This is a genomic window from Frankia tisae (genome assembly GCF_025403405.1).
GTDB classification, from domain to species: domain Bacteria; phylum Actinomycetota; class Actinomycetes; order Frankiales; family Frankiaceae; genus Frankia; species Frankia tisai.
Window position 1 is genome coordinate 1 of sequence record NZ_JANEZT010000056.1, and the last position, 23,205, is coordinate 23,205.

Genomic DNA, 23,205 nt, shown 5'->3' on the forward strand with positions numbered 1-23,205 from the left:
ATCCCGCCCCGGGAAGCCCGGTTATCCTCCCCCCGACGGCCCGGTATCCCGGGCCGTCGGGGGCCTGCCCGGTCGCGCGGCGGCACCGACCGACCGGCCTTTCTAACTCCTTTGTCACCTGCCCCGCCGCGCCCGACACGCCGCCGACACGCCTCCTTCGCCAGCGGTCTTGACGCCCCTGCGAGCAGGTCAGACACCCCTCGCAACAGAAGAACCCGCCAAGCCTCTGGCCGACAGACAATCTGACGGTATGATTCCGGCCACACGATCGAGTGGGCGGCCTGGCCGTTCGGGCGGGCATCCGTTCGGGCGGGCCGTCCGGCCCCTGTGGCGGGCTCGGTCTGAGGCGGAATCTGACGGGAGTGTCGGAATGATCTTCCGAGGTGTGTGTTCCCGGTCGGCGGAGTGGCCGATCGCATGAACGACCTCTTACCCTTCATCATCATCGGCCTGGTCTCCGGCTCCGTCTACGGGCTGGCCGCCACAGGCCTGGTACTCACGTACAAGACGTCCGGGATCTTCAACCTTGCGCACGGGGCGGTCGCCACGACTGCTGCCTACACCTTCTACTTCTTACGGGTCCAACACGAGCTTCCCTGGGGTCTCGCCGCACTGCTGAGCATCGGCGTCGTCGGACCCGCCCTCGGACTTCTGCTCGAGTTGATGGCACGCCGCCTCGCCGAAGTCCGGGTCGTCTACAAGATCGTCGCAACCATCGGCATCATCCTGGCCGTCCAGGGCTTCTTCACCGCCCGCTACGGCGCCCAGAGCCAGACCTTCCCGACGTTCCTGCCGACCGGCCAGGCGTTCACGCTGTCCGGGACGGTCATCACCTGGGACCAGATCATCATCACGGCCATCGCGCTGGTCGCCACCGCGGGGCTGTACCTGTTCTTCCGCTTCGCCCGCCTGGGCCTGGCGATGCGCGGCGTGGTCGACGACTCGGAGCTGCTCGACTCCGCCGGTACCAACCCGGTGGCGGTGCGCCGCTGGTCCTGGGTCATCGGCAGCACGTTCGCCTGCCTCGCCGGCGTCCTGCTCGCCCCGAGCCTGAGCCTGGACGCCCTGCTGCTGACGCTGCTCGTCGTGCAGGCGTTCGGCGCCGCCGCGCTCGGCTACTTCTCCAGCCTGCCACTGACCTACGCCGGCGGCCTCGTCGTCGGTGTGCTCGCCTCCGTGCTGACCAAGTACGGCGCGGTCACCCACCCGAACGCGCTGCTGACCGGGCTGCCGCCGAGCACCCCGTTCCTCGTGCTGTTCGCGGTCCTGCTGCTCACCCCGCGCCGGCGCCTGGTCGACCGGCGGCTGTCGGCCCGCCTGCTGGTCACCGACACCTGGCGGGCACCGGCCCGGATCCAGCTCAGCGGCGCCGTCGTGCTCGCGGCGCTCGCCGTCGCCGTGCCGTTCCTCGTCGGCGGGGCGCGCGTCCCGACCTACACCGACGCGCTGCTGAAGGTCATCCTCTTCCTCTCCCTCGGGCTGCTGGTGCGCACCTCGGGCCAGGTGTCGCTGGCCCACGCCGCGTTCGCCGCGATCGGCGCCGCCGCCATGGGGCACTTCACCACCGGCCTCGGCCTGCCCTGGCTGGTCGCGCTGCTGCTCGCGGGCCTGGTCGCCATCCCGGTCGGCGCGGTCATCGCGATCCCGGCGATCCGGCTGTCCGGGGTGTTCCTGGCCCTGGCCACCTTCGGCTTCGGCATCGCGATGGAGCAGATGGGCTACCCGCTGAAGATCCTCTTCGGATCTAGCACGTCGGGCGTGCGGGTGCCCCGCCCGGGCCTGTCGGCCTTCGAGAGCGACCGCGGGTACTACTACCTCGTCCTGATCTTCGTCGCGTTGGTCGCGGCACTGGTGGTGGGCGTGCACCGCAGCCGGCTGGGGCGCCTGCTGCGCGGGCTGAGCGACTCGCCGACGGCGCTGGCCACCCACGGCGCGAGCGTGAACACCACCCGGGTGCTGGTGTTCTGCCTGTCCGCCTTCGTCGCCGCGATCTACGGCGGCCTCTACGGCGGTTCGGTCTCGGCCGTGACCGGGTCGTCGTTCTCCTCGTTCTCGTCGCTGGTGCTCCTCGCCGTCCTGGTGATCAGCATCGGTGGGGAGCCGTGGTACGCCTTCCTCGCCGCGGCGGGCATGGTCCTGCCGAGTGCCTACATCACCAACGAGAACACCACCAACTGGCTGAACTTCCTGTTCGGCGTCGCCGCCATCGTGGTGTCGCTGAGCGGGGGACCGCCGCGCAACGTCGCGCTGCGCCGGCTGGCCGACCGCATCGGCGGCCGGCGACCCGAGGTCACGGCGGTCACGGCGGCCGCGACCGCTCCGGCCGGCGAGCCGGGCGTCACGTCGCGGGCCGGCGCGGACGCGCTGCCCGCCGCGCTGCCCCTCGACGCGGCCGCGGCGGCCCACGCGGCGGCGATCTCCATCGAGCGGCCCGCGGCGGCCGCGGCCGCGCCCGACAGCGGCATCCAGGTGGAGAAGATCAGTGTCCGCTTCGGTGGCAACCTCGCCGTCGACAGCTTCTCGCTGATCGCCCCCCAGGGCCGGGTCACCGGGCTGATCGGGCCCAACGGCGCCGGCAAGACGACGACGTTCAACGCGTGCTCCGGCCTGGTCCGCCCCAGCAGCGGAAGGGTGCGGCTGCACGGCTCGGACGTGTCGCGCCTCGCCCCGTCGGCGCGGGCCCGCGGCGGGCTCGGCCGGACGTTCCAACGGATGGAACTGTTCGACTCGATGTCGGTGCGGGAGAACATCGTGCTCGGCCGGGAGGCGTCCATGGCCGGGGTCCGGCCCTGGCGGCATCTCGCCGGGACCCGCTCGCAGCGCAAGGTGGTCGCCGACGCCGTCGAACGCGCCGCGGCCACCTGCGGGATCACCGATCTGCTGGACCGGCCCGTCGGCATCCTGTCGACCGGCGAGCGCCGGCTGGTCGAGCTCGCCCGCTGCCTGGCCGGGCCGTTCGACATGCTCCTGCTCGACGAGCCGTCGTCCGGCCTGAACCGGCTGGAGACCGCCCGTTTCGGTGAGGTGCTCGCCGAGGTGATCCGCCAGGGTGACGTCGGTGTCCTGCTCATCGAGCACGACATGGCGCTGGTCATGGAGGTCTGCCACTACATCTACGTCCTCGACTTCGGCGTCCCGATCTTCGAGGGGACACCCGCCGAGGTCGCCGCGAGCGACGCCGTGCGCGCCGCCTACCTCGGTTCCGAGGCGGCCACCGGCGGCACGGCCGATCCGGCCGATCCGGCAGGTCAGGTCCCGCCAGCTGATCCGGCGGCGTCGTCGCGCCAGACCGTGTCTCAGGAGGTGAGCTCATGACGGTCACCGAGACCCTCCCCGGGGGCGAGAGTGCCGCCGCGCCGGCGGCCCCGGTGCTGGAGGTCCGCGGGCTGGACGCCGGCTACGGCTCGTCGGCCGTGCTGCACGACGTCTCGCTGACCGTGCCGCGCGGCAGTGTGGTCGCGCTGCTCGGCCCGAACGGTGCGGGCAAGACGACGCTGCTGCGGGTGGCCTCGGGCCTGCTGCGCCCGACCCGCGGCGAGGTGATCCTCGACGGGCGCGACGTCACCCGGGCCCGGCCCTACCAGCGGGCCCGGGGCGGGCTGTGCCACATTCCGGAGGGCAGGGGCGTCTACCCGTCGCTGACCGTGCGGGAGAACCTCGTCCTGCACACCTGGAAGCGCAACGTCGACGACGCGCTCGAGCGCGCGGTGGCGAACTTCCCGATCCTCGGCAGCAAGCTGTCCCAGCCGGCGGGCGAGCTCTCCGGCGGCCAGCAGCAGATGCTCGCCGTGATGCGCGCCTACCTCGACGACCCCGCCGTCGTGCTGGTCGACGAGGTGTCGATGGGGCTCGCCCCGGTGATCGTCGACCAGATCTACGAGTTCCTCGGCCGGATCACCCAGGCCGGGACGTCGCTGCTGCTCGTCGAGCAGTACGTCCACCGCGCCCTGGCCGCGGCCGACCGGGTCTGCGTGCTGACCAAGGGGCGGATCGTGTTCGACGGTCGCCCCGAGGACGTCGCCGAGGAGGTCTTCGAGCACTACCTGGGTGTCGCCCCGAACCACGGTGGCTGATGCGCGACACCGGCCTTGGCCGCGCAGAGGACCGCAGAGGACCGCAGAGAGGAGTGGCCGCCGTGACGACGTCCGCATCGGCCGTGATACCCGTTGACGACCTCACGTTCTGGGAGGTCTGCGAACGCCGGGCGCGGCTCACCCCGGACCGGTTGATGATCGTCGACGAGCGGGATCGCCGGATTACCTTCGGCGAGTTCCGGGACCGGGCGCAGCGGGTGGCCGCGGGCCTGCACCAGCTGGGGATCGGCCCCGGGTCCCGGGTGAGCTGGCAGCTTCCGACCAGGATCGAGACCCTGCTGGTCTGCCTGGCGCTGGCCCGCCTCGGCGCCCACCAGAACCCGGTGATCCCGGCGGTGCGGGGCCGGGAGGTCGGCTTCGCGCTGCGCCAGACCGGCGCCGAGTGGGTCGTGCTGCCCGGTACCTGGAACGGGTTCGACTACGTCGAGATGGTCTCCGGGCTCGACTGGTCGGACACCCCCCAGCCGCGGATCGTGGTCGTGGGCGTCGACGACCTGCCCGACGGCGACCCGGCGACCCTGCCGCCGCCGCCGACCGACCCGCGCCAGGCCCGCTGGACCTTCTACACCAGCGGCACGACGTCCGAGCCCAAGGGCGTGCTGCACTCGGACGAGTCGCTGATGTGGGGCGGGCGGGGTTACGCCGAGCGGATGCGGCTCGACGCCGACACGGTGTTCGCGATGCAGTTCGCCATCGCGCACATCGGCGGGCCGAACCTGTTCTGCTTCATGTTCTCCGTCGGGATCCGGACGCTGTCCGTGGAGCGGTTCGACCCGTCGTCGCTGGTGGAGCTGTTCCGCCGGCACCGGGTGAACCTGTGCGGCGGCAGCGTCGCGTTCGGCGAGCTGCTGCTGCGCGAGCAGCGCCGGCGCGGGGCCGGCCGGCTGCTGCCGGACCTGCGCGAGCTCGGCGGCGGCGCCGGGCCCACCCCACCGGCGATGTTCGACCAGATCACCGCCGAGCTGGGGGTGACCTACATCCCCGCCTACGGGATGACCGAGGTTCCGATGATCGCCGTCGGTTTCCCCGACGACGACGTCGAGCTGCGCCGGGGGACCGACGGGGCGCCCGTGCGCGGCATCGAGATCCGGGCCGCCCGCCTCGATGGCACCGTCGCCGGCCCGGGGGAGGAGGGCGAGCTGCAGATCCGCGGCCCCCAGGTGTGCAAGGGGTACCGGGATCCGGCGCAGACCGCGGAGGCGTTCGTCGACGGTTGGTTACGCACCGGCGACCTCGGCGTGGTCCGCCCGGACGGCCGGATCAAGCTCACCGGCCGGATCAAGGACATCATCATCCGCAAGGGCGAGAACATCTCCGCGCGGGAGATCGAGGACCTGCTGGGTACCCACCCGCTGGTGGCCCGGGTCGCCGTGGTCGGTCTGCCCGACGACGAACGAGGCGAGCGGGTCTGCGCGGTGGTGGAGCGGGCGCCCGGCCAGCCCGACCTGGACTTCGCCGAGATGCAACGCCACCTGCTCGCCGCGGGGCTCGGCCGTTACAAGCTGCCCGAGCAGCTCGAGCTCACCGACGAGCTGCCCACCCAGGGCTCGATGCTCAAGATCTCCAAGGCCGCGGTGCGCCGCGAGCTGCTCGCCCGCGCCGGCGCCGGGACCTGAGGCGGGCGCGGCGCCGGCCTGAGCATGGGCCGGTGCCGCGCCCGGTCGGACCCGCCCCGCGCGCTCGCCCGTCTCCGCGCCCCCTCGCGCGCCGTACCCGGCTGGACTTTTCGTTCCGATGGCCGGATGGTGCCAGTCATCTGACGGTTGCGTCACCTCGATGCGGCACTCGAATGCGCTTCTCCGTATAAGTTTCCTCACCCCGTGAGATGTGGCATGCTTCACGGAATCTGGCAGGGTGTCGACGTTCGGGGAGGTCGGTGTGGATCTCGGAATTGCGGACCGTGTCGCGTTGGTGTCGGGCGGTAGCCGCGGCATCGGGCGTGCGGTCGCCGAACTGCTGGCGGCGGAGGGGGCCCGGGTCGTCGTGGCCGCCCGCGGCACCGAGGCGGTCGATGAGGTCGTGGAGACGATCACCAAGAACGGCGGCGTCGCCCACGGCGTGGCGGCGGACATGACGGTCGCCGAGGAGATCGAGCGGGCCGTGGCGAGCGCCCGCGAACGCTTCGGGCCGCCGGACATCGCGGTCAGCAACGTCCACGGCCCCGGCCCCGGCGACTTCTTCGACCTCACCGGGGACGACTTCGCCCGCGCCTTCCAGGAGATGACCCTCAGCGTCATCCACCTCACCCGGCTGGTCGCGCCCGCCATGCGGGAACGCGGCTGGGGGCGGCTGGTGAACATCGGGTCGGGCGCGGCCAAGGAGCCGCCGCCCGAGCTCAAGCACATCCTCGCCAACACCGTGCGGGCGTCGGTGGTGACGCTCAACCGCTCGCTGGCCAACGATTTCGGCCGCGACGGCGTCACCGTCAACACCATCGGCACCGGCTTCATCGCCACCGACCGGATGTGGGACTACGTCGGCGGGGTCGGGGCGCAGCGCGGCCTCGCGCCCGCCGACATGATGACCCAGTTCAGCGCCGGCATCCCCGTGGGCCGCCCGGGACGCCCGGAGGAGATCGCCGCCGTGGTGGCCTTCCTCTGCTCCACCTGGGCCGGATACGTCACCGGCCAGCTCATCCCGGTCGACGGCGGAGCGCTGCGCTCGGCGTTCTGACGGCCACCGCTCGGCGCGGCCGGCGTGTCCCGCACCGACGAACGCAACCAGCGGATCAACGGACCCAGGGAGGCCAGATGTCGCCGGCCGGAGAAGCCCAGCCCTTCACCTTCGAGGACCTGCCCGTTCGCGACGACCGGGACGCCGCCTGGCGGCTCATCCGCGCGCGCGGGCCCATCGTCCAGCTCGAACCCGACGTCGCGCTCACCGACCACGCCCTCGTGGAGGCCGCGTTCCGCAACCCGGCGGTGTTCTCCTCCCGGAAGGCGTTCGACTCCCTCGGCAGCCCGCTCCCGCTGGTCCCGATCGCGTTCGACCCGCCGGAGCATGCCCGCTACCGGCACATCCTGCAGCCCTTCTTCAGCCCGCGCAGCATCCGGCCCCTAGAACCGGAGTTACGCCGCCAGCTCGCCGAGCTCATCGCGCCGCTGCCGGCGCGCGGCGAGTGCGACTTCGTGGCCGACGTCGCGTCGGTCTTCCCCGTCCAGGCCTTCCTGACCTTCTTCGGTCTCCCGATGGAGATGCGCGACCAGTTCGTCGCCTGGAAGGACGCGATCCTCGCGTTGAGCGACCCGTCCGGGGTGATCAGCGGCGAAGAGGCCGACCTGCGGCACGCCGGCGAGCTGTTCACCTACCTGTCGGAGCTGGTGGCCGCGCGCCGCGGGGTTCCCGGCCCCGACGTGCTCAGCGAGCTGCTCTGCCTGGACGGCGACGACGCGCTCACCGACGCCGAGGTGATCGGCCTGTGTTTCCTGTTCGTCCTCGCCGGCCTGGACACGGTGACCGACGCCCTGGGCTTCGGGATGGAGCGCCTCGCGCGTCATCCCGACCGCCGCCAGGAGATCGTCGACGATCCCGCCCTCGTTCCCGCCGCCGTGGAGGAGCTGCTGCGCCTGGACCCGCCGGCGCCGTTCGTGCCGCGGATCACCACCGCGGAGACCGAGCTCGGCGGGCGCACGCTGCCCGCCGGCACCCGGGTCACCGCCTACATCGCCGCGGTCAACCGCGACGAGGCGCGCTACCCCGATCCGTACGGGGTCGACTTCCACCGCGGCGACAACCCACACGCCAGCTTCGGCGTCGGCGTGCACCGCTGCCTCGGCTCCCACCTCGCCCGCCTCGAGATGCGCCTGGTCTACGAGGAGTGGCACCGCCTCATCCCGCACTACGACATCGCGCCCGGGTTCTCGCCGACGGTGAAGTTCCCCCGCGGCACCGTCGGCCTGGAGGCCCTTCCGCTCGTCCTCACCCCGGGCGCGCCGCGGTGAGGGTCGCGATCGACCGCGACCTGTGCGTGGGGCACGGGTTGTGCTACATGCTCGCCCCCGATGTCTTCCACGACGACGACGAGGGATACGGCCAGGTGACGGCCGACAGCCCGGTCGCCCCCGACCGCGTCGAGGGCGCCCGGCGAGCCGCCGGATCGTGCCCCGAACGCGCGATCATCCTCTCCGCCGACCCCACCGGCGGCTGACCGCGTCCCGGCCGGCGGCGGCGCGCGCGGACCGTCGCCGTCCCCGTCCGCGGCATCTCTGTTTCTCCGCTCATGCCCCTGGCATGGGGGGAGGCGCTGGTTATGACAACTCGATGAAGAAGAAGGGCACCTGCGTGAAGCGCCAGATATTACGACCGGTGATATGTCTCGTGGCACTGGTCCTCGTGGTCGCCGCGTGCGGCAGCAGCTCCGGGGGTGGCTCGGGCGGCGGCTCCGGGGGCGGCGCCTCGGCGGCCCCGGCGGCACCGAAGTCGCCGGCACCGACCGGCAGCCCGCTGGTCATCGGCACGGTGGGCCAGTTCAGCGGCTTCGCCGGCGTGATCTCCAAGGCGACGGCGGACGCGGTGCAGGCGTGGGCGCAGTGGACCAATGACCGGGGCGGCCTCAGCGGGCACCCGATCAAGGTCGTCGTCCGCGACGATGCCAACGACCCGGCCAAGTCGCTGGCCGCCGTCAAGGGCATGGTCGAGAACGACAAGATCATCGCTCTCGTCGGCACGCACGAGTCCGGGCTGGAGTCGGCCTGGAAGGACTACGTCGACGCGAAGAAGATTCCGGTGATCGGCGGTTCCGCCACCGCGGCGCTGTGGCTGACCGACCCGAACTTCTTCCCGACCTCGGACACCGCCGTCAACTACGTCGTGTCCGAGGTGAACGCCGCCAAGATCGCCGGCAAGAAGAAGCTCGGCATGGTCGTCTGCGCCGAGCTGCCCGCCTGCGCGCAGGGACTCTCCCTCGCCGGCGGCATCGCCACGAAGCTGGGCCTGCAGTTCGCCTCCGGCCTGGCGATCTCGTCGTCGTCGCCCAACTACACCTCCCAGTGCCTCAACATGCGCTCGGCCGGGGTGGAATCGATCATCCTCAACAGCTCGGGCGAGGTCAGCGAACGCTTCGTCGCGGACTGCGCGAAGCAGAACTACCGGCCGCAGCTGATCTCCCCGGGCCAGAGCTTCCTCGACAAGCTGCTGAAGAACGCCAACTACGACGGCGCCTACATCGCGAACGACTCGTTCAACTGGTTCGGTGGCGCCCCTGAGACGGCGGACTTCCTGCAGGCGATGAAGTCCTACAAGTCGGACACCCCGCTGAACGCCAGCGCCAGCGCCGGCTGGGCGGCGGGCGTGATGTTCAGCAAGGCGGCCGCGAAGATCGGCCCCAGCCCGACCTCCGCCGACCTCTACACCGGGCTCTACGCCCAGCCGGCGAAGAACACCCTCGGCGGCCTGATCCCGCCGACCACCTACGCCAAGGACAAGCCGGCGGTCTCCGTCCCGTGCGGCTGGTACGGCGTGATCAAGAGCGGCAAGCTCACCGCTCCCCACGGCACGGAAGCCATCTGCGTCGAGTAACGGCGGCGAGCCCGTGCCGACGGCAGTGGCCGCCCGGCACGGGCTCGCAGCGAGCGTCCCGCGCCTGCCCGCGACAGGTATCGGACGCTGCATCTGCATAGTCGTCATGTCAGATCTGTTGCTGTCCTGGCCGCGGAACCCGCCGGCGCCGGTTCGCTCCACCCCCGGGGGAATCCGGGGTACGCCCCCGGATTCCCCCACCCGGACCCAGGCCCGGGCGCGTGGTTGCCGAATCGTGCTGGGTTCGCGGTGAGACCCGGGATTTCGGTTCCACAGGGTGACAGCGTCGTCAACGATGTGAGGTGGGCCGGCGTAGCTCGGAATTCGGTGACAGATCTGTTAGAAATGAGGGGGGTCGGTGGCCATCGGCCCGCGGGCCGCGGCAGCCATCCGGGTACAGTGCCGCGGCCCGCTCACCGTTCGGCCCCCCTCTGGTGGCCGCGCGTTCCTCTGGTGGCTGCGCCCCGCTCTGTGGCCGCGCCCCGCTCTGGTGGTGGGTGACGGCGGTCAGACGTCGGCGGGGAGAAGCTCGGCGAGGAGCCGGTCGACGCGGGCGCGGATCTCGTCGCGGATGGGGCGCACGGCGTCGATGTCCTGGCCGGCGGGGTCGTCGAGGGCCCAGTCCTCGTAACGCGTGCCCGGGAAGATCGGGCAGGCGTCGCCGCAGCCCATGGTGATGACGACGTCGGAGGCCTCGACCGCGTCCACGGTGAGGATCTTCGGGGTCTGGCCGGTGAGGTCGATGCCGACCTCGGCCATGGCCGCGACGGCGACGGGGTTGATCTGCCCGCCGGGGGCGGAGCCGGCCGAGCGGACCTCGACGCGGTCGCCGGCGAGGTGGGTGAGCCAGCCGGCGGCCATCTGGGAGCGGCCGGCGTTGTGGACGCAGACGAACAGCACCGACGGTCTCGCGGTCATGGAATGCAGGAGCCTCTCGTGGGGTGGATGCTGCGTGGCCTGGGCCTGGGCCTGGGCGCGGGCCGAGGCCGCGGGTGGGTAGAACAGCCGGACCAGCCCGTAGCCGACCGCCCCGCCGGCCAGCTGGACGGTGACGAAGGCGGGTGCGGAGGCGGGGGCGATGCCGGCGAAGCTGTCGGAGAACATCCGCCCGACGGTGATCGCCGGGTTCGCGAAACTCGTCGAGCTGGTGAACCAGTACGCCGCCCCGATGTAGGCACCGACCGCCGCCGGGGCCCGTTCGGCCCGGTCGGACCGGGCCAGCGCGAAGATCAGCAGGATCAGTCCGGCGGTCGCGACGACCTCGGCGAGCAGATGCGCCCCCGACGCCCGGTGGTGGGTCGCGATCGACACCGCCGACCGGTCGAACATCAGGTTCGCCAGCACCGCCCCCGCGACACAGCCGGCAACCTGGGCGGGCAGGTAGGCGGTGGCGTCGCGCCAGGACAGCCCGCCGAACGCGGCGTCGACGAGGCTGACGACCGGGTTGAAATGCGCCCCGGACACCGGGCCGACCATGAGGATGATGGCGAACAGGCCGGCGGCGGTCGCCGCGGCGTTCTCCACCAGCTGCAACCCGACCTGGTCGGGGCTGAGCTGGACCGCGGCGATCCCCGACCCGACGACCAGGGCGGCGAGCAGCATGCTGCCCACCGCCTCGGCGGCCAACCGCCGCGCCAGCGCCGGCCGACCACCCGGCTCGATGTCCGCCACCGGGTTCAGCGGGCGCCGGCGGGCGCCGGTTCGATCGCGGCATCGACGGTGGTGTCGACGGCCGGGCCGCAGTCCACCCCCGGCCCGCAGGCGCAGGCCGACCCCGGCCCGCTGCTCGGCTCCACCATCCGCAGCGCCGGCACCGACCCGTCGACGACGTCGGAGAGCACCGTGTAGACCTCCCACGGCGCGCCGTCGGGATCATCGACCCAGACCTTGTCCTGCACCGCGTAGCAGCAGGTGGTGTTCTCCTCGACCGCTGTCTCCAGGCCGGCCCCGGCCAGCCGGGTCGTCGCGGCGGTGACCTCGTCGGTGGTCTCGACCTCGACACCGAGATGGTTCAACGCTCCCGCGACGCCGCTGCCGCGGACGTCCGGGTTCTCGAGCAGCACCAGCTTCAACGGCGGCACGTCGACCGCGAAGTTCGCGTATCCCGGCCGACGCTTCGCCGGCGCCACCCCGAACAGCTTCGAGTAGAACTCCACCGCTGCGTCCACATCGGACACGTTCAACGCCAGCTGTACTCGCGCCATCATGATTACCTCACGCATCGACAAGCATCTATGTCCCGACGGAAGTGAGCATGCCCGCAGACATAGACCGCCGTCAATCTCTTGTGGCATGCTGGACACCATGGCCAGGATCCCGACGTCGCGCCCGCCGTCCACCGTCCGACCGGCCATCGACCGGCCGGACGAGGTTGTGGGCGACCTGGTGGGCGCGATCGCCGCATGCTGCACGCCGCTGGCCGCCGCCCCGCTGTCGGCCGCGGGTGCCGAGCAGCTCGCCGGTGTCCTCAAGGCCATCGCCGTCCCCGCCCGGCTGCGACTCCTGTCGATGATCTATGCTCGCGACGGCGGCGAGGCCTGCGTCTGCGAACTCACCGAACCCCTCGGGCTGACCCAACCCACCGTCAGCCACCACCTGAAGGTCCTCGTCGACGCCGGCCTGATCAGCCGGGACAAGCGCGGCGTCTGGGCCTACTATCGCCCGGTGCCCGCCGCCCTCGCCGCCCTCGGCGCACTGTTCAGGCCCCAGCCCGCAGCCACCGGCACGCTGCCGGAGAACTGCGCGCAGTGCTAGGGCAGCCGCTCATCAGTATCTTTTCCGGTGTTCGCTGAAGGGGCGTGCTGTCAGACGGCGCCCGCTGCGCCGCCGGACGTCACGGAACGTGACAGCAGGACGGAAAGGGCACTTCGGCCGAGTGCCGTCGAAGGCGAGCGCCGCTGGCGGTCGGCAGATGCTGGCGGTCGGCAGATGCTGGCGGTTAATCACGCTTCGCCGGCCCGCGACCGTCATCAGGCTCCAGCAATTCCCGGCGCAACCGGCTGGGGGCCGACTGAGATACTTTTCTGGATGCCCCCGGCTCCTGCCCGCGGGGGCGCGGCGGCCCGTGGCGGCGGTTCGCCCGGCTCCGGCCGGGGCGGGTCTACTGCTGCCGGGCTGGTCCCACCATCGAGGAAAGGCTGGTTGCATGGGCGTATCGATTAAGGTCCTTTCGCCGGGGGACGGCAAGACCTTCCCCAAAAAAGGGGACGCGGTGACGATTCACTATGTCGGCACCTTGCTCAGCGGAAAGCAGTTCGACTCCTCCCGTGACCGGGGAGAGCCGTTCAAGACCGAGATCGGTGTCGGCAGGGTGATCAAGGGATGGGATGAGGGGGTCCCCCAGCTGTCGCTCGGGGAGAAGGCGGTGCTCACCATCACGCCTGACTACGGGTACGGCCCCAGGGGCTTCCCGCCTGTCATCCCGCCCAACTCCGACCTCGTCTTCGAAGTGGAACTACTCGCGATCAACTGACCTGGCGGCGCCGGCCGGCGAGTGAGGACTGGCCGGCTACCCTCGGCATGATTCCGGGGCGAGAAGGCGGATCCGCGGCCCGGCTGTCGCCCTGGGGCCGGACCGCGGATCCCCCGGCCGCGCCCGCCGCCGAGGTCGTCGACCATCGCCGGCGGGCGCCACCGAGTCTTTGGGGGAAGCCGAGAGGCAGGCTGGCGGCCGTGCGGAGGGCCGGAAGCTCACCGGCCCGCCGTGGTCGCGCGGCGTTCGCCGTCAGCGTCAGTGCGTCAGTGCGGGAGTGTCAGTGTGGGAGCAGGAACTCCGCCGCGCTGGCGATGGCCACGCCGCCGGTCTGGCGCGCGCAGCTCAGGTCCACCGCGACCAGTCGGCCCGCCGGCTGGTCCTCGATCGCCGTCACCACTCCGGAGCAGGTCAGCACGTCGTCCGGCCAGACCTGCTCGCGGAAACGGACGTGGAACCGGCGGATGTTCTCCGCGCCCAACCAGTCGGTGGCGAAGGTGGCCAGCAGGGCCGCCTGGTGCATCCCCTGGGAGAAGACCGACGGGTAGCCGGCGCGCTGGGCGAACGTGTCGTCGTAGTGCATCGGGTTGAGGTCGCCGGACGCCCCCGAGTAGCGCACGAACATCTGCCGGGTGAGCGGGCCGAACGAGCGCGGCTCGGGGGAGGAACCCACCGCGAGGTCGGCGAGGGTGGTGCCAGGGGCCGTCATGCCTTCTCCTCCGTGCCCGGCGCCGGCTGCGCGGCCGTGGCCGGTTCCGCGGTCTTGGCCGGCTCCGTGGTCTTGGCCGGCTCCGTGGTCTTGGCCGGCTCCGTGGTCTTGGCCGGTTCCGCGGTCTTGGTGGCCTTCGCGGTCTCGATGTAGGTCGCGCGGCCCTCGGCGACCAGGGTGCCCGCCTCGTCGCGGAACTCGGTGACGATGACGGCGAACTTCATGGTGCCCCCGCGCCGACCGGGCTTCTCGTACCGTTCGGCGAGGCGCTCGGCGGCGTAGAGGGTCTGCCCGGCGTGCGGCGGCGGCCCGTGGAAGATGTACTCCTGCTCGCCGTGCAGCAGCCGGCGGCGATCGAACCCGTGCGGCACGCGGGCACCCTCAGGCGCCCAGCGGTTGGCGTTGATCAGGAACGTCGGCGGGACCACGGCGTCCGGGCGCTGGTATTCCGGCGCCTCGGACTGCATGGCGAGGGCGAACTCACGGATCTTGCCGCGTTCGATCGGGAACTCCCACGCGGTGCCCGCCTCGCTGGGTGCGCTCATCACTGCTCCGTCGGGTCGTCGGTCGAAGTGGTCAGGCGGCGCACCCGGAGTCGCGATCTAACCGACCCGTCGCCGGGCGGCGCCGTCGTGCTGCCTGCTGCGCCACCGTGACGTGCTGCACGCTAGCAGGAGGCAGAGCAACTATCTAACGCTGCCGTCATGTGTGTCCGCGGTAGCCGCGGGCGGCGTGGCTCAGGCGGCGTGGCTCAGGCGGCGACGCGGTCGAGGCCGCGACGGATCATCGCGATGGTGCGGCGCGCGTACGAGGACGCGACCCGCTCCGGCAGGCCGCCGCTGGTCATCAGCAGCACGCCGAGGCGGCTGTTGATCAGCGTCATGACGGTGGCGGCGAGCAGCTCGTAGTAGTCGATGTGCTCGACCGGCCGGCCGGAGAGCTCCTGGTAGCCGGCGATGATCGCGGCCCGGTCGGGCACGCCCTCCAGCCGGGTCAGGCCCTGCGCCTCGCAGAGGAAGTCCTCGAACATCAGCCACCAGCCGAGGTCGATGCCGGGCGGGCCGACGGTGGCCGTCTCCCAGTCGAACATCGCCCGCACGGACTGGTCGGGGCCGAAGCTGATGTTGCCGACCCGGGCGTCGCCCCACACGATGCCGGCGGCGGAGTCGTCGGGACGCTCGCGCACCAGATGGTCCACGGCCGCGGCCACGGTGTCCGGCTCCCAGCGCAGGCTGGGCTCCGCCCAGGTGTGCCAGTCGCGCAACGCCACCAGGTAGCGGTCGAGGGCGGTGCCGGTCCCCGCGGGCGACAGGAAGTCGAAGCCGTCGCGCACGTCGATGCGGTGCAGCGCGACCAGGGAGGCCAGCGCGTTGTCGTGCAGCCGGGTTCGTTCGGCGGGGGTGAGCTCGACCGTCCAGCCCTTGGCGTGCCAGCTCGGGACGTCGCCGGGCACCTGGCCGTCGACCCGGCCCATCAGGTAGAACGGCGAGCCCAGCACGGTGGGGTCCGGCTCGATGAACCAGATGGTCGGCACCGGCACGCCCGGATGGGGGGTGAGCGCCTGCATGATCCGCGCCTGGCGGACCGCGTCGGGGGTCACGAAGAGCTGGTGGCCGGTGGGTTCGATGCGCAGCACGAGGTCCTCGGCGCGCCGCGGGCCGTCCGACGGGGTCCAGGCCAGGTGCAGGTAGAGGGTCTCGTTGGAGTAGCCGGCCTTGGGCGAGGTCAGCGGCGAGATCTCCACCTCGGTGGCGCCGTGCCGATCTCGCAGCCACCCCCGCAGGACCTCCCGGGTCGCCTCGAGATCTCGTCGTGCCGTGGTGGCCATCCTGACTCCTTCCGCCGGCGTGCCCCGGTTCCCGGCCGCCCGGAGCGGCTGATCACCCAGATACTAGACACGGATGTCAGAATAGAGGCATGACGACGAACAGGGATCGCGATCGGACCGGCGCCGCCCGGGTGGCGGACCGCCTCGGCGCCTACGTGCTGCCCGGCCGGGTCGCCGATCCGCGTCCCGCGATCGGGCAGGCGCAGACCGCCGAGCACCTCGGGCTCGGCACGGTGTGGCTCAGCGAGCGGTGGGGGACGAAGGACTTCGGGGTGCTCGCGGGCGCCATCGGCCAGGCCACCAGCCGGGTGCGGATCGCCTCGGGCATCACCCACTTCCTCGTGCGCCACCCCGTCGTGCTGGCCTCCACCGCGATGACGGCGCAGGCGCTGACCGGCGGTCGCCTGACGTTGGGCTTCGGGCGCTCCGTCGGCCCGATGTGGAAGGCCGTGGGCCTGCCGGCGATGACCAACCAGGTGCTCGTCGACTCCGCCGACATGCTGCGCCGGCTGTGCCGGGGGGAGAAGGTCTCCTACGACGGTCCCGCCGGGCGCTTCCCGGTCATGCGCCTGGGCGACCTGCCTGACGTCGCGCCGCCGGAGCTGGTGTTCGCCGCGATCGGCCCGAAGAGCCTCGCGCTCGCCGGGGCACATTTCGACGGCGCGCTGCTGCACCCCTTCCTCACCCCGGAGGCCGTCGCCCGCTCGGTGGCGATCGTGCGCAAGGCCGCGGCCGAGGCGGGGCGTGACCCGTCGACGGTGAAGGTGTACGCCACCGTCGTGGTCGCCCCCGACCTCACCCCCGAGGAGGAGACGGCGGTGGTCGGCGCGCGGGCGGTGACCTACTTCCAGATCCCGGGCTTCGGTGAGCGCCTCGCCGGGGTGAACGAGTGGGGCGTCGAGCCGCTGGCGGCGCTGCGCTCCCACCCGCTGATGGTCGGCCTGCGCGGCTCGGCCGACAACGTCTTCACCCGCCACCAGCTCCTCGACGTCGCCGGCACCCTCCCCCCGTCGTGGCTGACCGACGCCGCCGCGGTGGGCTCCGCGGGCGAGGTCGCCGCCCGCCTCGACGACTACCTCGACGCCGGCGCCGACGAGCTGGTCCTGCACGGCTCCACTCCGGAGCTGCTCGGCCCGGTCCTGCAGCACTTCGCCGCCCGGACGCCGGCGAATGCCGTCGGTGCGTAGTCGGCGCGGGTACTGTTTGCACATCGGTGACATGAACGCCAGAATTAAGTGATCATACGGTCGGGCGGGCGCCCGGGCGTCGACGTTGTCGGGCCGGTCCGGTCGTGGCCCGGCCGCCCGACCTGATCATCAGTGGGAAAGAGACCTCCTTGTACACCCACGAGAATCTCTTCATCGGTGGCTGGGTGCCGCCGGCCTCGTCCCGGGTGATCGACGTGTTCTCCCCGGCAACCGAGGAGCCGATCGGGCGCGTGCCGAGCGCCTCGATCGCCGACGTCGACGCGGCGGTGGCTGCCGCCCGCGGTGCCTTCGACACCGGCCCCTGGCCGGCTCTCGACCCGGCGGAGCGTGCGCAGATCGTGGGCCGGCTCGGCAAGGCGATCCGGGCCCGGGCGGAGGAGTTCGCCGATCTGATCTCCGCGGAGGTCGGCTCGCCGCGCGCGTGGTCCACCATCGGTCAGGTCGGGATCGCCACGGCCGTGTTCGCCACCTACAGCGGCATCGGCAAGCGCTACGAGTGGGAGACGACCCGGCCGGGCGGCTTCGGCGGCCCGGTGCGCGTGCGGCAGGTGCCCGTCGGCGTGGTCGGCGCCATCGTGCCGTGGAACGCGCCGCTGTTCGTCGCCGCGCTCAAGCTCGCCCCGGCGCTGCTGGCCGGCTGCACCGTCGTGCTCAAGCCGGCCCCGCAGACCCCCCTGCACACCTACCTGCTCGCCGAGGCGGCGGTGGAGGCGGGCCTGCCCCCGGGCGTGCTGTCCATCGTCCCCGGCGAGGCCGCGGCCAGCGAGCACCTGGTCCGCCACCCCGGCGTCGACAAGATCAGCTTCACCGGCTCGACGGCGGTCGGCCGCCGCATCGGCGAACTGTGCGCGCGCGACCTGCGTCGCTTCACGCTGGAGCTCGGCGGCAAGTCCGCGGCGATCCTGCTGCCCGACGTCGACCTCGGCGCGGGCACGGTCGAGGCGATCGTCGGCGGGGCGATGTCCAACGGCGGGCAGATCTGCGTCTCCCAGACCCGCGTGCTCGCCCCCCGCGACCGCTACGACGAGGTCGTCGACGCGCTCGGCGCCCGCATCGGCGCGCTCACCGTCGGCGACCCGCGCGACCCCGCCACCGAGGTCGGCCCGCTGATCTCCAGCCAGGCCCGCGAGCGGGTCGAGGGCTACCTGAGCTCCGCCGAGGCCGACGGCGCCCGGCTGATCACCGGCGGCGGTCGGCCCAAGGGCCTCGACCGCGGCTGGTACGTCGAGCCGACCCTGTTCGCCGGCGTCGACAACGGCATGCGGGTCGCCCGCGAGGAGATCTTCGGCCCGGTCATGGTCGTGATCCCCTACGACGGCGTCGACGACGCGGTGCGCCTCGCCAACGACTCCGACTACGGCCTGGCGGGCGCGGTCTGGACGACCGACATCGCCGCGGGCGAGGCTGTTGCCGGCCGCATCCGCGCCGGCGGCGTCGGGGTGAACTCCAGCGCCGGAATGGACCTCGGCAGCCCGTTCGGCGGGTTCAAGCAGTCCGGCATCGGCCGCGAGGGCGGTCCGGAGGGGCTGGCGTCCTACACCGAGTACCAGTCGATCATCCTGCCGGCCGGCTGAGGCCCGGCAGTCACCGAACCGCCGAACCGCCGAACCAGTACCGGGACCGCCGGTAGCGACGAGAGGACCACACGACAGTGCAGACCAAGGCCGCGGTGCTCTGGGAGGCGAACGCCCCGTGGGCGGTCGAGACGATCGAGCTCGACCCGCCCAAGCACGACGAGGTGCTGGTCGAGCTCCACGCCTCCGGCATCTGCCACTCCGACGAGCACCTCGTCACCCGAGACATGCCCTTCCGCATCCCGTGCATCGGCGGGCACGAGGGCGCCGGGGTCGTGCGCGAGGTCGGCGCCCACGTGTCCTGGCTCTCCCCCGGTGACCATGTCGTGTTCGGGTTCATGCCGTCGTGCGGGCGCTGCCCGTCCTGCTCGACCGGTCACCAGAGCCTGTGCGACCTCGGCGCGAAGCTGTACAGCGGGCGGCACATCTCCGACGACGGCTACCGCCACCACGCCAAGGGCGAGGACATCTCCACCGCCTGCCTGATCGGGTCGTTCGCTCACCACACGGTGGTCAACGAGGCCAGCGTCATCAAGATCGACAATCACTACCCGCTGGACCGGGCCTGCCTGCTGGGCTGCGGGTTCGTCACCGGCTGGGGCTCGGCGGTCTACGCCGCCCAGGTTCGCCCCGGCGACGCCGTGGTCGTCGCCGGGGTCGGCGGCATCGGCGGCGCGGCCATCCAGGGCGCGAAGCTCGCCGGCGCCAAGGTGATCGTCGCGATCGAGCCGGTCGAGACGAAGAAGGACAAGGTCCTCGAGCTCGGCGCCACCCACGTCGCGACCTCCTGGCAGGAGGCCCCCGCGGTCGTCGCCGAGGCGACCTGGGACCGCGGCGCCGACGTGTTCATCTGCGCCATGGGCGTCGGCGAGGGTAAACTGATCAAGAAGGCCCTGCGGATGACGGCCAAGCGAGGCACACTCGTGGTCACCAACATCCACCCGGCGACGGAGACGTCCATCGACATCAACCTGATGGACCTGACCCTCACCGAGAAGCGCATCATCGGCACGCTCTACGGCTCGGGCAACCCGCGCGCCGACATTCCCAAGCTGCTGGAGCTCTCCAGCGTCGGCCAGGTCGACCTCGACATCATGGTGTCGCGGACCTACCCCCTCGACGACATCAACGACGCCTTCGACGACCTGCGCGCCGGCACCAACCTGCGGGGCGTGCTGCGCTACCCGGCCGCCGACGCGGCCGACGCCGCCTGACGCTGTCGCCCCGCCCGCCGTCGCCCCTGCCCGATGCCACGCCGCTCGATGTCAGCCGCTCGAAGTCACGCCGCTCGAAGTCACGCCGCCCAAACGACCACCGGAGCGCGCCGCACCCGTCCCGCGGTGCCGCCGCACAGCACGAGGAGAACCGGCATGAGCCTGATCGCTGACGTCGACCTGGACGATCTCGACTGGTGGACCCGGCCCGCGGCCGAACGCGACGCCTACTTCGCGAGCGTGCGCGCATCCGGGGAACGCCCGCACTTCCCCGAGCTCGACCTCGCCGGCAACGTCCGGGGCCGCGGCTTCTACGCGGTGACCGGCTACGCCGACGTGATGGAGGTCAGCCGCCGGCCGGAGGACTTCTGCTCCGGCGAGGGCACCAACATCTTCGACCAGCCGATCGATCTGCGGGAGTTCTTCGGCTCCATCATCGCGATGGACAACCCGCAGCACGCCCGCCAGCGCCGGATCATCTCCCGTGGGTTCACCGCGAAGAACCTGGAGGCGCTGCGCGCCAACGTCGGCGAGGTGACCCGGGAGGTCCTCGGGACGGTGGCGGAGAAGGGCGAGTGCGACTTCGTCACCGAGGTCGCCGCCCTCATCCCGCTGCGCATCGTCAACGACATGATGGGCATCCCGCGCAGCCAGGAACAGTTCATCTTCGAGTCGACCAACAAGCTGCTCGGCGCCAGCGACCCGGAGTACGTTCCGGACCAGAGCCCGCGCGGGGTCGCGAAGAACCTCTCCCGGGTCGGCGACGACTTCGCCGAACTGCTGCGCGAGCTCGCCGCCGACCGGCAGCGCAACCCCGGTGACGACCTCATCAGCCTCCTCGTCGCTGCGGAGGGCGAGAACCTCACGGGGCAGGAGCTCGCCTCCTTCTTCATCCTGCTGGTCGGCGCCGGCAACGAGACCACCCGCAACGCCATCGCGCACGGCCTGCTCGCGCTGACCCAGTACCCCGACCAGCGGGCGCTGTGGGCCGCCGACGTCGAGGGCCTCACGCCGACGGCCGTCGACGAGGTCGTCCGCTGGGCGTCGCCGGTGCTGCACATGCGCCGCACCGTCACCGCCGACGGGGTGCGCCTCGGCGACCAGGAGTTCACCAAGGGCGACAAGCTTGTGCTGTGGTATCGCTCGGCGAACCAGGACGAGTCGGTGTTCCCCGACGGCACCCGGTTCGACGTGCGCCGCGACCTCACCCCGCCGCACCTCGGCTTCGGCGCCCCCGGCCCGCACTTCTGCCTGGGGGCCCACCTGGCTCGCCTGGAGCTGGCTGTCGTGTTCAAGGCGCTCTTCGAGTACCTTCCCGACATCCATGCCGTCGAGGAGCCGCAGTTCCTGCGGACGAACTTCCTCCACGGCATCAAGCACCTCAAGGCCGCCTACACCCCGACCACGGTCCGCGCCTGACCGCCCTCGAGGCGCATGCAACACCCCTCACCCTGGAGGCCACGTTGAGCCACCCCCGCGAAGAAGTGGAAGCCGCTTTCAAGAACTACTACTTACTCGGCCCCGTCGCCGAGGACTGGAAGCGCTGGGCGCACGAGTGCTTCACCGAGGACGCCTGGTACAAGGACCACTACTGGGGCACCTTCAACGGCCAGGACGAGATCGAGGAGTACCTCGACGTCACCATGTCCTGGTCGCCGGGCACCTACACGCCGATGGTCTGGTACACGATCGACGGTGACACGGTGGTCTGGAAGGGCATCAACTGGGCCGACAACTACAAGGTGCCCGGTGGCCCCAAGGTCGGCGCGGAATCGATCCAGATTCTGGAGTACGCCGGCAACGGGCAGTTCAAGTCCGAAGAGGACTACTGGATTGCCTACGAGATGAAGCGTTTCGGCAAGTGGTACGCCGAGTTCGGCCAGCCGTACTCGCCGGGCGACATCAAGCTGACCCGCGACGACTGGGGCACCTGGATCGACTGGGCCCGCCCCGAGCCCGGCCACGAGCCGCGCCCGTCGTGGGTGGACCGCCCGGGCCTGAAGCCGACGTTCAACGTCAAGGAGATCGGCTTCGGCGTGCGTAACCCGACGATCGACGACCCGATCGAGTAGCCAGTCCCGATCGAGTAGCCCGCCCCCGGCCGGGGCACCGTCATCCGGTGCCCCGGCCGACCACAAGCGGCAGCGGCGGCGGGTCAGTCCGCGGGGAGCACGCTCAGCCCGGCCGACCACAGCGGCAGCGGCGGCGGCGGGCAGACGTGCTCGACGATTCCGCGTTCGGCGAGGTAGTCGCGCCAGGCGGTCTTGTCCAGGAACGGGTGCCCGACGCCCATGATGACCCCGTACATCTCGCAGCCCTCGGGGCCGGCCTCCCACGGGCCGAAGGTGTCGCCGTACTCGAGCATGATGTGCGAGCCGGGACCGCACACGTGCGTGCCGTCCGACACCTGACCGCGGGTGATGAAAATCGAATGGTCCCCGTGGTGGCCGTGCCGGGGCGTGATCGCGCCCGGATCCCACTTGTTGTAGAAGCAGACGTAGCGCGGCGAGAGCTGGATCCACGCCTCCTGGATCCGCGCGATCCGCCCGTCCGGATACTCCAGCCGGGTCACATCGAACCAGTGCGCGTCATCCAAAGATGTGACAATCGGTCCACCGTGCATTGCCCGGCCCCGCTTTCCGTGGCAACAGTGTCGAGTGTGTTCGCATATTAACGTGTGGTATTGGTCGCGACCAGGGATCCGGTTATCCGCCGGCCTGTCCATGCCGTAGCCGGGCGCGGTGCGTCACGACCGCGGCTCCGATGGAAGAGGTCGCGTAGCGGTGACATGCTGGCGGCCGAATCTTGCTGACTGATCGTTCCGGCTGGAGTCGACGGCTGGTCCTGACCGTATCTCAGGGGAACGATCGACGATGATCACCTGGCGGCGGCTCGAGGAGTCCGACTTCGCCCTGCTACGGGGGGTGGCTGGAGCAGCCATCCGTCGCCAGGTGGTGGAACCACGAGACCACCGCGGAGGCCATCACACGCGACTTCGGTCCCGCGGCCCGAAGCGAGGAACCCTCGGAGGATTTCCTCGCCCTGCTCGACGACCGGCCCGTCGGGCTGGTGCAACGGTGCCGCCTCGCCGCCTACCCGCAGTACCGCGACGATCTGACACTCATCGTGGACATCCAGGCCGGTGCCATGACCATCGACTACCTGATCGGCGAGCCCGATCAGACAGGGTGTGGCCTGGGCGGCCGGATGATCGCCTCGATGATCAGACGCATCTGGACCGACCACCCTGAGGCCACCTGCATCGTGGTGCCGGTCGTGGCGGCCAACCGGGCGTCGTGGCGGGCACTGGAGAAGGCAGGCCTTCGACGCGTTGGGCAGGGTCCACTCGCGCCGGACAACCCCGTTGACGACCCACTGCACTATGTGTATCGCGTGGACCGGTCCGACGCCGGCTAACACAAAGGCTTTTGGTCGGACCGTGATCGCGGGAGTTACCTCGTGGCTGGCGATGATGTTGAGGGTGAAAGTGGTCCGAGCCGTCCGGCGGGCATCCGTATAGCTGCCTGCGATTGGAAGGAGGGGCCGCATCGCTAGATGGTGGCGAACAGATCGGTGGGGTTTTGGGTGT

General features: G+C 71.4%; 21 protein-coding genes and 1 pseudogene. 15 read left to right on the top strand and 7 right to left on the bottom strand.

All coding sequences use genetic code 11. The annotated features are described in order from the left end of the window. Positions 1-417: 417 nt before the first annotated feature. From NBZ85_RS07955 to NBZ85_RS07985, 7 genes are all read left to right on the top strand, one after another. Positions 418-3,315 (top strand): branched-chain amino acid ABC transporter permease/ATP-binding protein, encoded by a 2,898-nt coding sequence (locus tag NBZ85_RS07955; RefSeq protein WP_261561736.1) that lies wholly within the window; start codon positions 418-420, stop codon positions 3,313-3,315. Beyond that, on the top strand, positions 3,312-4,073 hold the full coding sequence (locus NBZ85_RS07960) for an ABC transporter ATP-binding protein (protein WP_261555563.1): 762 nt from the start codon (positions 3,312-3,314) through the stop codon (positions 4,071-4,073). The genes NBZ85_RS07955 and NBZ85_RS07960 overlap by 4 nt, the downstream gene beginning before the upstream one ends. 62 nt (positions 4,074-4,135) lie before the next feature. After that, positions 4,136-5,710, top strand: a complete 1,575-nt coding sequence (locus tag NBZ85_RS07965) for a class I adenylate-forming enzyme family protein (protein WP_261555562.1) — start codon at positions 4,136-4,138, stop codon at positions 5,708-5,710. A gap of 262 nt (positions 5,711-5,972) precedes the next feature. Then, entirely contained in the window at positions 5,973-6,767 is a 795-nt protein-coding gene (locus NBZ85_RS07970) for an SDR family oxidoreductase (protein ID WP_261555561.1), read from the top strand. A 77-nt stretch (positions 6,768-6,844) separates the two neighbouring features. Continuing rightward, complete coding sequence (locus tag NBZ85_RS07975; RefSeq protein WP_261555560.1) at positions 6,845-8,035, top strand: cytochrome P450; 1,191 nt, start codon at positions 6,845-6,847, stop codon at positions 8,033-8,035. Beyond that, positions 8,032-8,241, top strand: coding sequence for a ferredoxin (locus tag NBZ85_RS07980; protein WP_261555559.1), 210 nt, complete (start codon positions 8,032-8,034; stop codon positions 8,239-8,241). The genes NBZ85_RS07975 and NBZ85_RS07980 overlap by 4 nt, the downstream gene beginning before the upstream one ends. Before the next feature lie 170 nt (positions 8,242-8,411). Next, on the top strand, positions 8,412-9,611 hold the full coding sequence (locus NBZ85_RS07985; protein ID WP_261555558.1) for an ABC transporter substrate-binding protein: 1,200 nt from the start codon (positions 8,412-8,414) through the stop codon (positions 9,609-9,611). Positions 9,612-10,118: 507 nt separating this feature from the next. Here NBZ85_RS07985 and NBZ85_RS33985 read toward each other — a convergent pair. The 3 genes and pseudogenes from NBZ85_RS33985 to NBZ85_RS08000 all read right to left on the bottom strand — a co-directional run bounded on the left by NBZ85_RS33985 (position 10,119) and on the right by NBZ85_RS08000 (position 11,815). Further along, on the bottom strand, positions 10,119-10,529 hold the full coding sequence (locus NBZ85_RS33985; RefSeq protein ID WP_261555567.1) for an arsenate reductase ArsC: 411 nt from the start codon (positions 10,527-10,529) through the stop codon (positions 10,119-10,121). A 27-nt stretch (positions 10,530-10,556) separates the two neighbouring features. Continuing rightward, positions 10,557-11,282: pseudogene (locus NBZ85_RS33990) on the bottom strand (aquaporin); the annotation flags it as partial. Positions 11,283-11,287: 5 nt separating this feature from the next. Further along, a complete protein-coding gene (locus NBZ85_RS08000; RefSeq protein ID WP_261561737.1) occupies positions 11,288-11,815 on the bottom strand; it encodes an ArsI/CadI family heavy metal resistance metalloenzyme in 528 nt (175 codons plus the stop codon). A 100-nt stretch (positions 11,816-11,915) separates the two neighbouring features. Between NBZ85_RS08000 and NBZ85_RS08005 the strand changes: the two genes are divergently transcribed. Next, positions 11,916-12,365, top strand: coding sequence for an ArsR/SmtB family transcription factor (locus tag NBZ85_RS08005; RefSeq protein ID WP_261561738.1), 450 nt, complete (start codon positions 11,916-11,918; stop codon positions 12,363-12,365). Positions 12,366-12,756: 391 nt separating this feature from the next. Next, positions 12,757-13,083 (top strand): FKBP-type peptidyl-prolyl cis-trans isomerase, encoded by a 327-nt coding sequence (locus NBZ85_RS08010; RefSeq protein ID WP_261555556.1) that lies wholly within the window; start codon positions 12,757-12,759, stop codon positions 13,081-13,083. Positions 13,084-13,363: 280 nt separating this feature from the next. Here NBZ85_RS08010 and NBZ85_RS08015 read toward each other — a convergent pair whose 3' ends face one another. The 3 genes from NBZ85_RS08015 to NBZ85_RS08025 all read right to left on the bottom strand — a co-directional run bounded on the left by NBZ85_RS08015 (position 13,364) and on the right by NBZ85_RS08025 (position 15,620). Continuing rightward, on the bottom strand, positions 13,364-13,792 hold the full coding sequence (locus NBZ85_RS08015) for a MaoC/PaaZ C-terminal domain-containing protein (RefSeq protein WP_261555555.1): 429 nt from the start codon (positions 13,790-13,792) through the stop codon (positions 13,364-13,366). Further along, positions 13,789-14,337 (bottom strand): FAS1-like dehydratase domain-containing protein, encoded by a 549-nt coding sequence (locus tag NBZ85_RS08020; protein ID WP_261561739.1) that lies wholly within the window; start codon positions 14,335-14,337, stop codon positions 13,789-13,791. The genes NBZ85_RS08015 and NBZ85_RS08020 overlap by 4 nt, the downstream gene beginning before the upstream one ends. A gap of 206 nt (positions 14,338-14,543) precedes the next feature. Continuing rightward, the gene (locus tag NBZ85_RS08025; RefSeq protein WP_261555553.1) at positions 14,544-15,620 is read right to left on the bottom strand and encodes a phosphotransferase family protein; all 1,077 of its coding nucleotides are present in this window, start codon (positions 15,618-15,620) and stop codon (positions 14,544-14,546) included. An 89-nt stretch (positions 15,621-15,709) separates the two neighbouring features. On the opposite strand from NBZ85_RS08025, the gene NBZ85_RS08030 reads away from it, so the two are divergent. From NBZ85_RS08030 to NBZ85_RS08050, 5 genes are all read left to right on the top strand, one after another. Beyond that, positions 15,710-16,807 (top strand): TIGR03857 family LLM class F420-dependent oxidoreductase, encoded by a 1,098-nt coding sequence (locus tag NBZ85_RS08030; protein WP_261555552.1) that lies wholly within the window; start codon positions 15,710-15,712, stop codon positions 16,805-16,807. Between the two features lie 149 nt (positions 16,808-16,956). Further along, positions 16,957-18,402, top strand: a complete 1,446-nt coding sequence (locus NBZ85_RS08035; protein ID WP_261561740.1) for an aldehyde dehydrogenase — start codon at positions 16,957-16,959, stop codon at positions 18,400-18,402. Positions 18,403-18,479: 77 nt separating this feature from the next. Beyond that, the gene (locus NBZ85_RS08040; protein WP_261555550.1) at positions 18,480-19,616 is read left to right on the top strand and encodes an NDMA-dependent alcohol dehydrogenase; all 1,137 of its coding nucleotides are present in this window, start codon (positions 18,480-18,482) and stop codon (positions 19,614-19,616) included. Between the two features lie 156 nt (positions 19,617-19,772). Continuing rightward, entirely contained in the window at positions 19,773-21,035 is a 1,263-nt protein-coding gene (locus NBZ85_RS08045; protein ID WP_261555549.1) for a cytochrome P450, read from the top strand. A 44-nt stretch (positions 21,036-21,079) separates the two neighbouring features. After that, positions 21,080-21,688, top strand: a complete 609-nt coding sequence (locus NBZ85_RS08050) for a nuclear transport factor 2-like protein (RefSeq protein ID WP_261555548.1) — start codon at positions 21,080-21,082, stop codon at positions 21,686-21,688. Between the two features lie 83 nt (positions 21,689-21,771). Here NBZ85_RS08050 and NBZ85_RS08055 read toward each other — a convergent pair whose 3' ends face one another. Continuing rightward, positions 21,772-22,212, bottom strand: a complete 441-nt coding sequence (locus NBZ85_RS08055; RefSeq protein ID WP_261555547.1) for a cupin domain-containing protein — start codon at positions 22,210-22,212, stop codon at positions 21,772-21,774. 386 nt (positions 22,213-22,598) lie between these two features. Here NBZ85_RS08055 and NBZ85_RS08060 point away from each other — a divergent pair, with 386 nt between their 5' ends. Beyond that, positions 22,599-23,033 (top strand): GNAT family N-acetyltransferase, encoded by a 435-nt coding sequence (locus NBZ85_RS08060; protein WP_261555565.1) that lies wholly within the window; start codon positions 22,599-22,601, stop codon positions 23,031-23,033. Positions 23,034-23,205 lie beyond the last annotated feature (172 nt).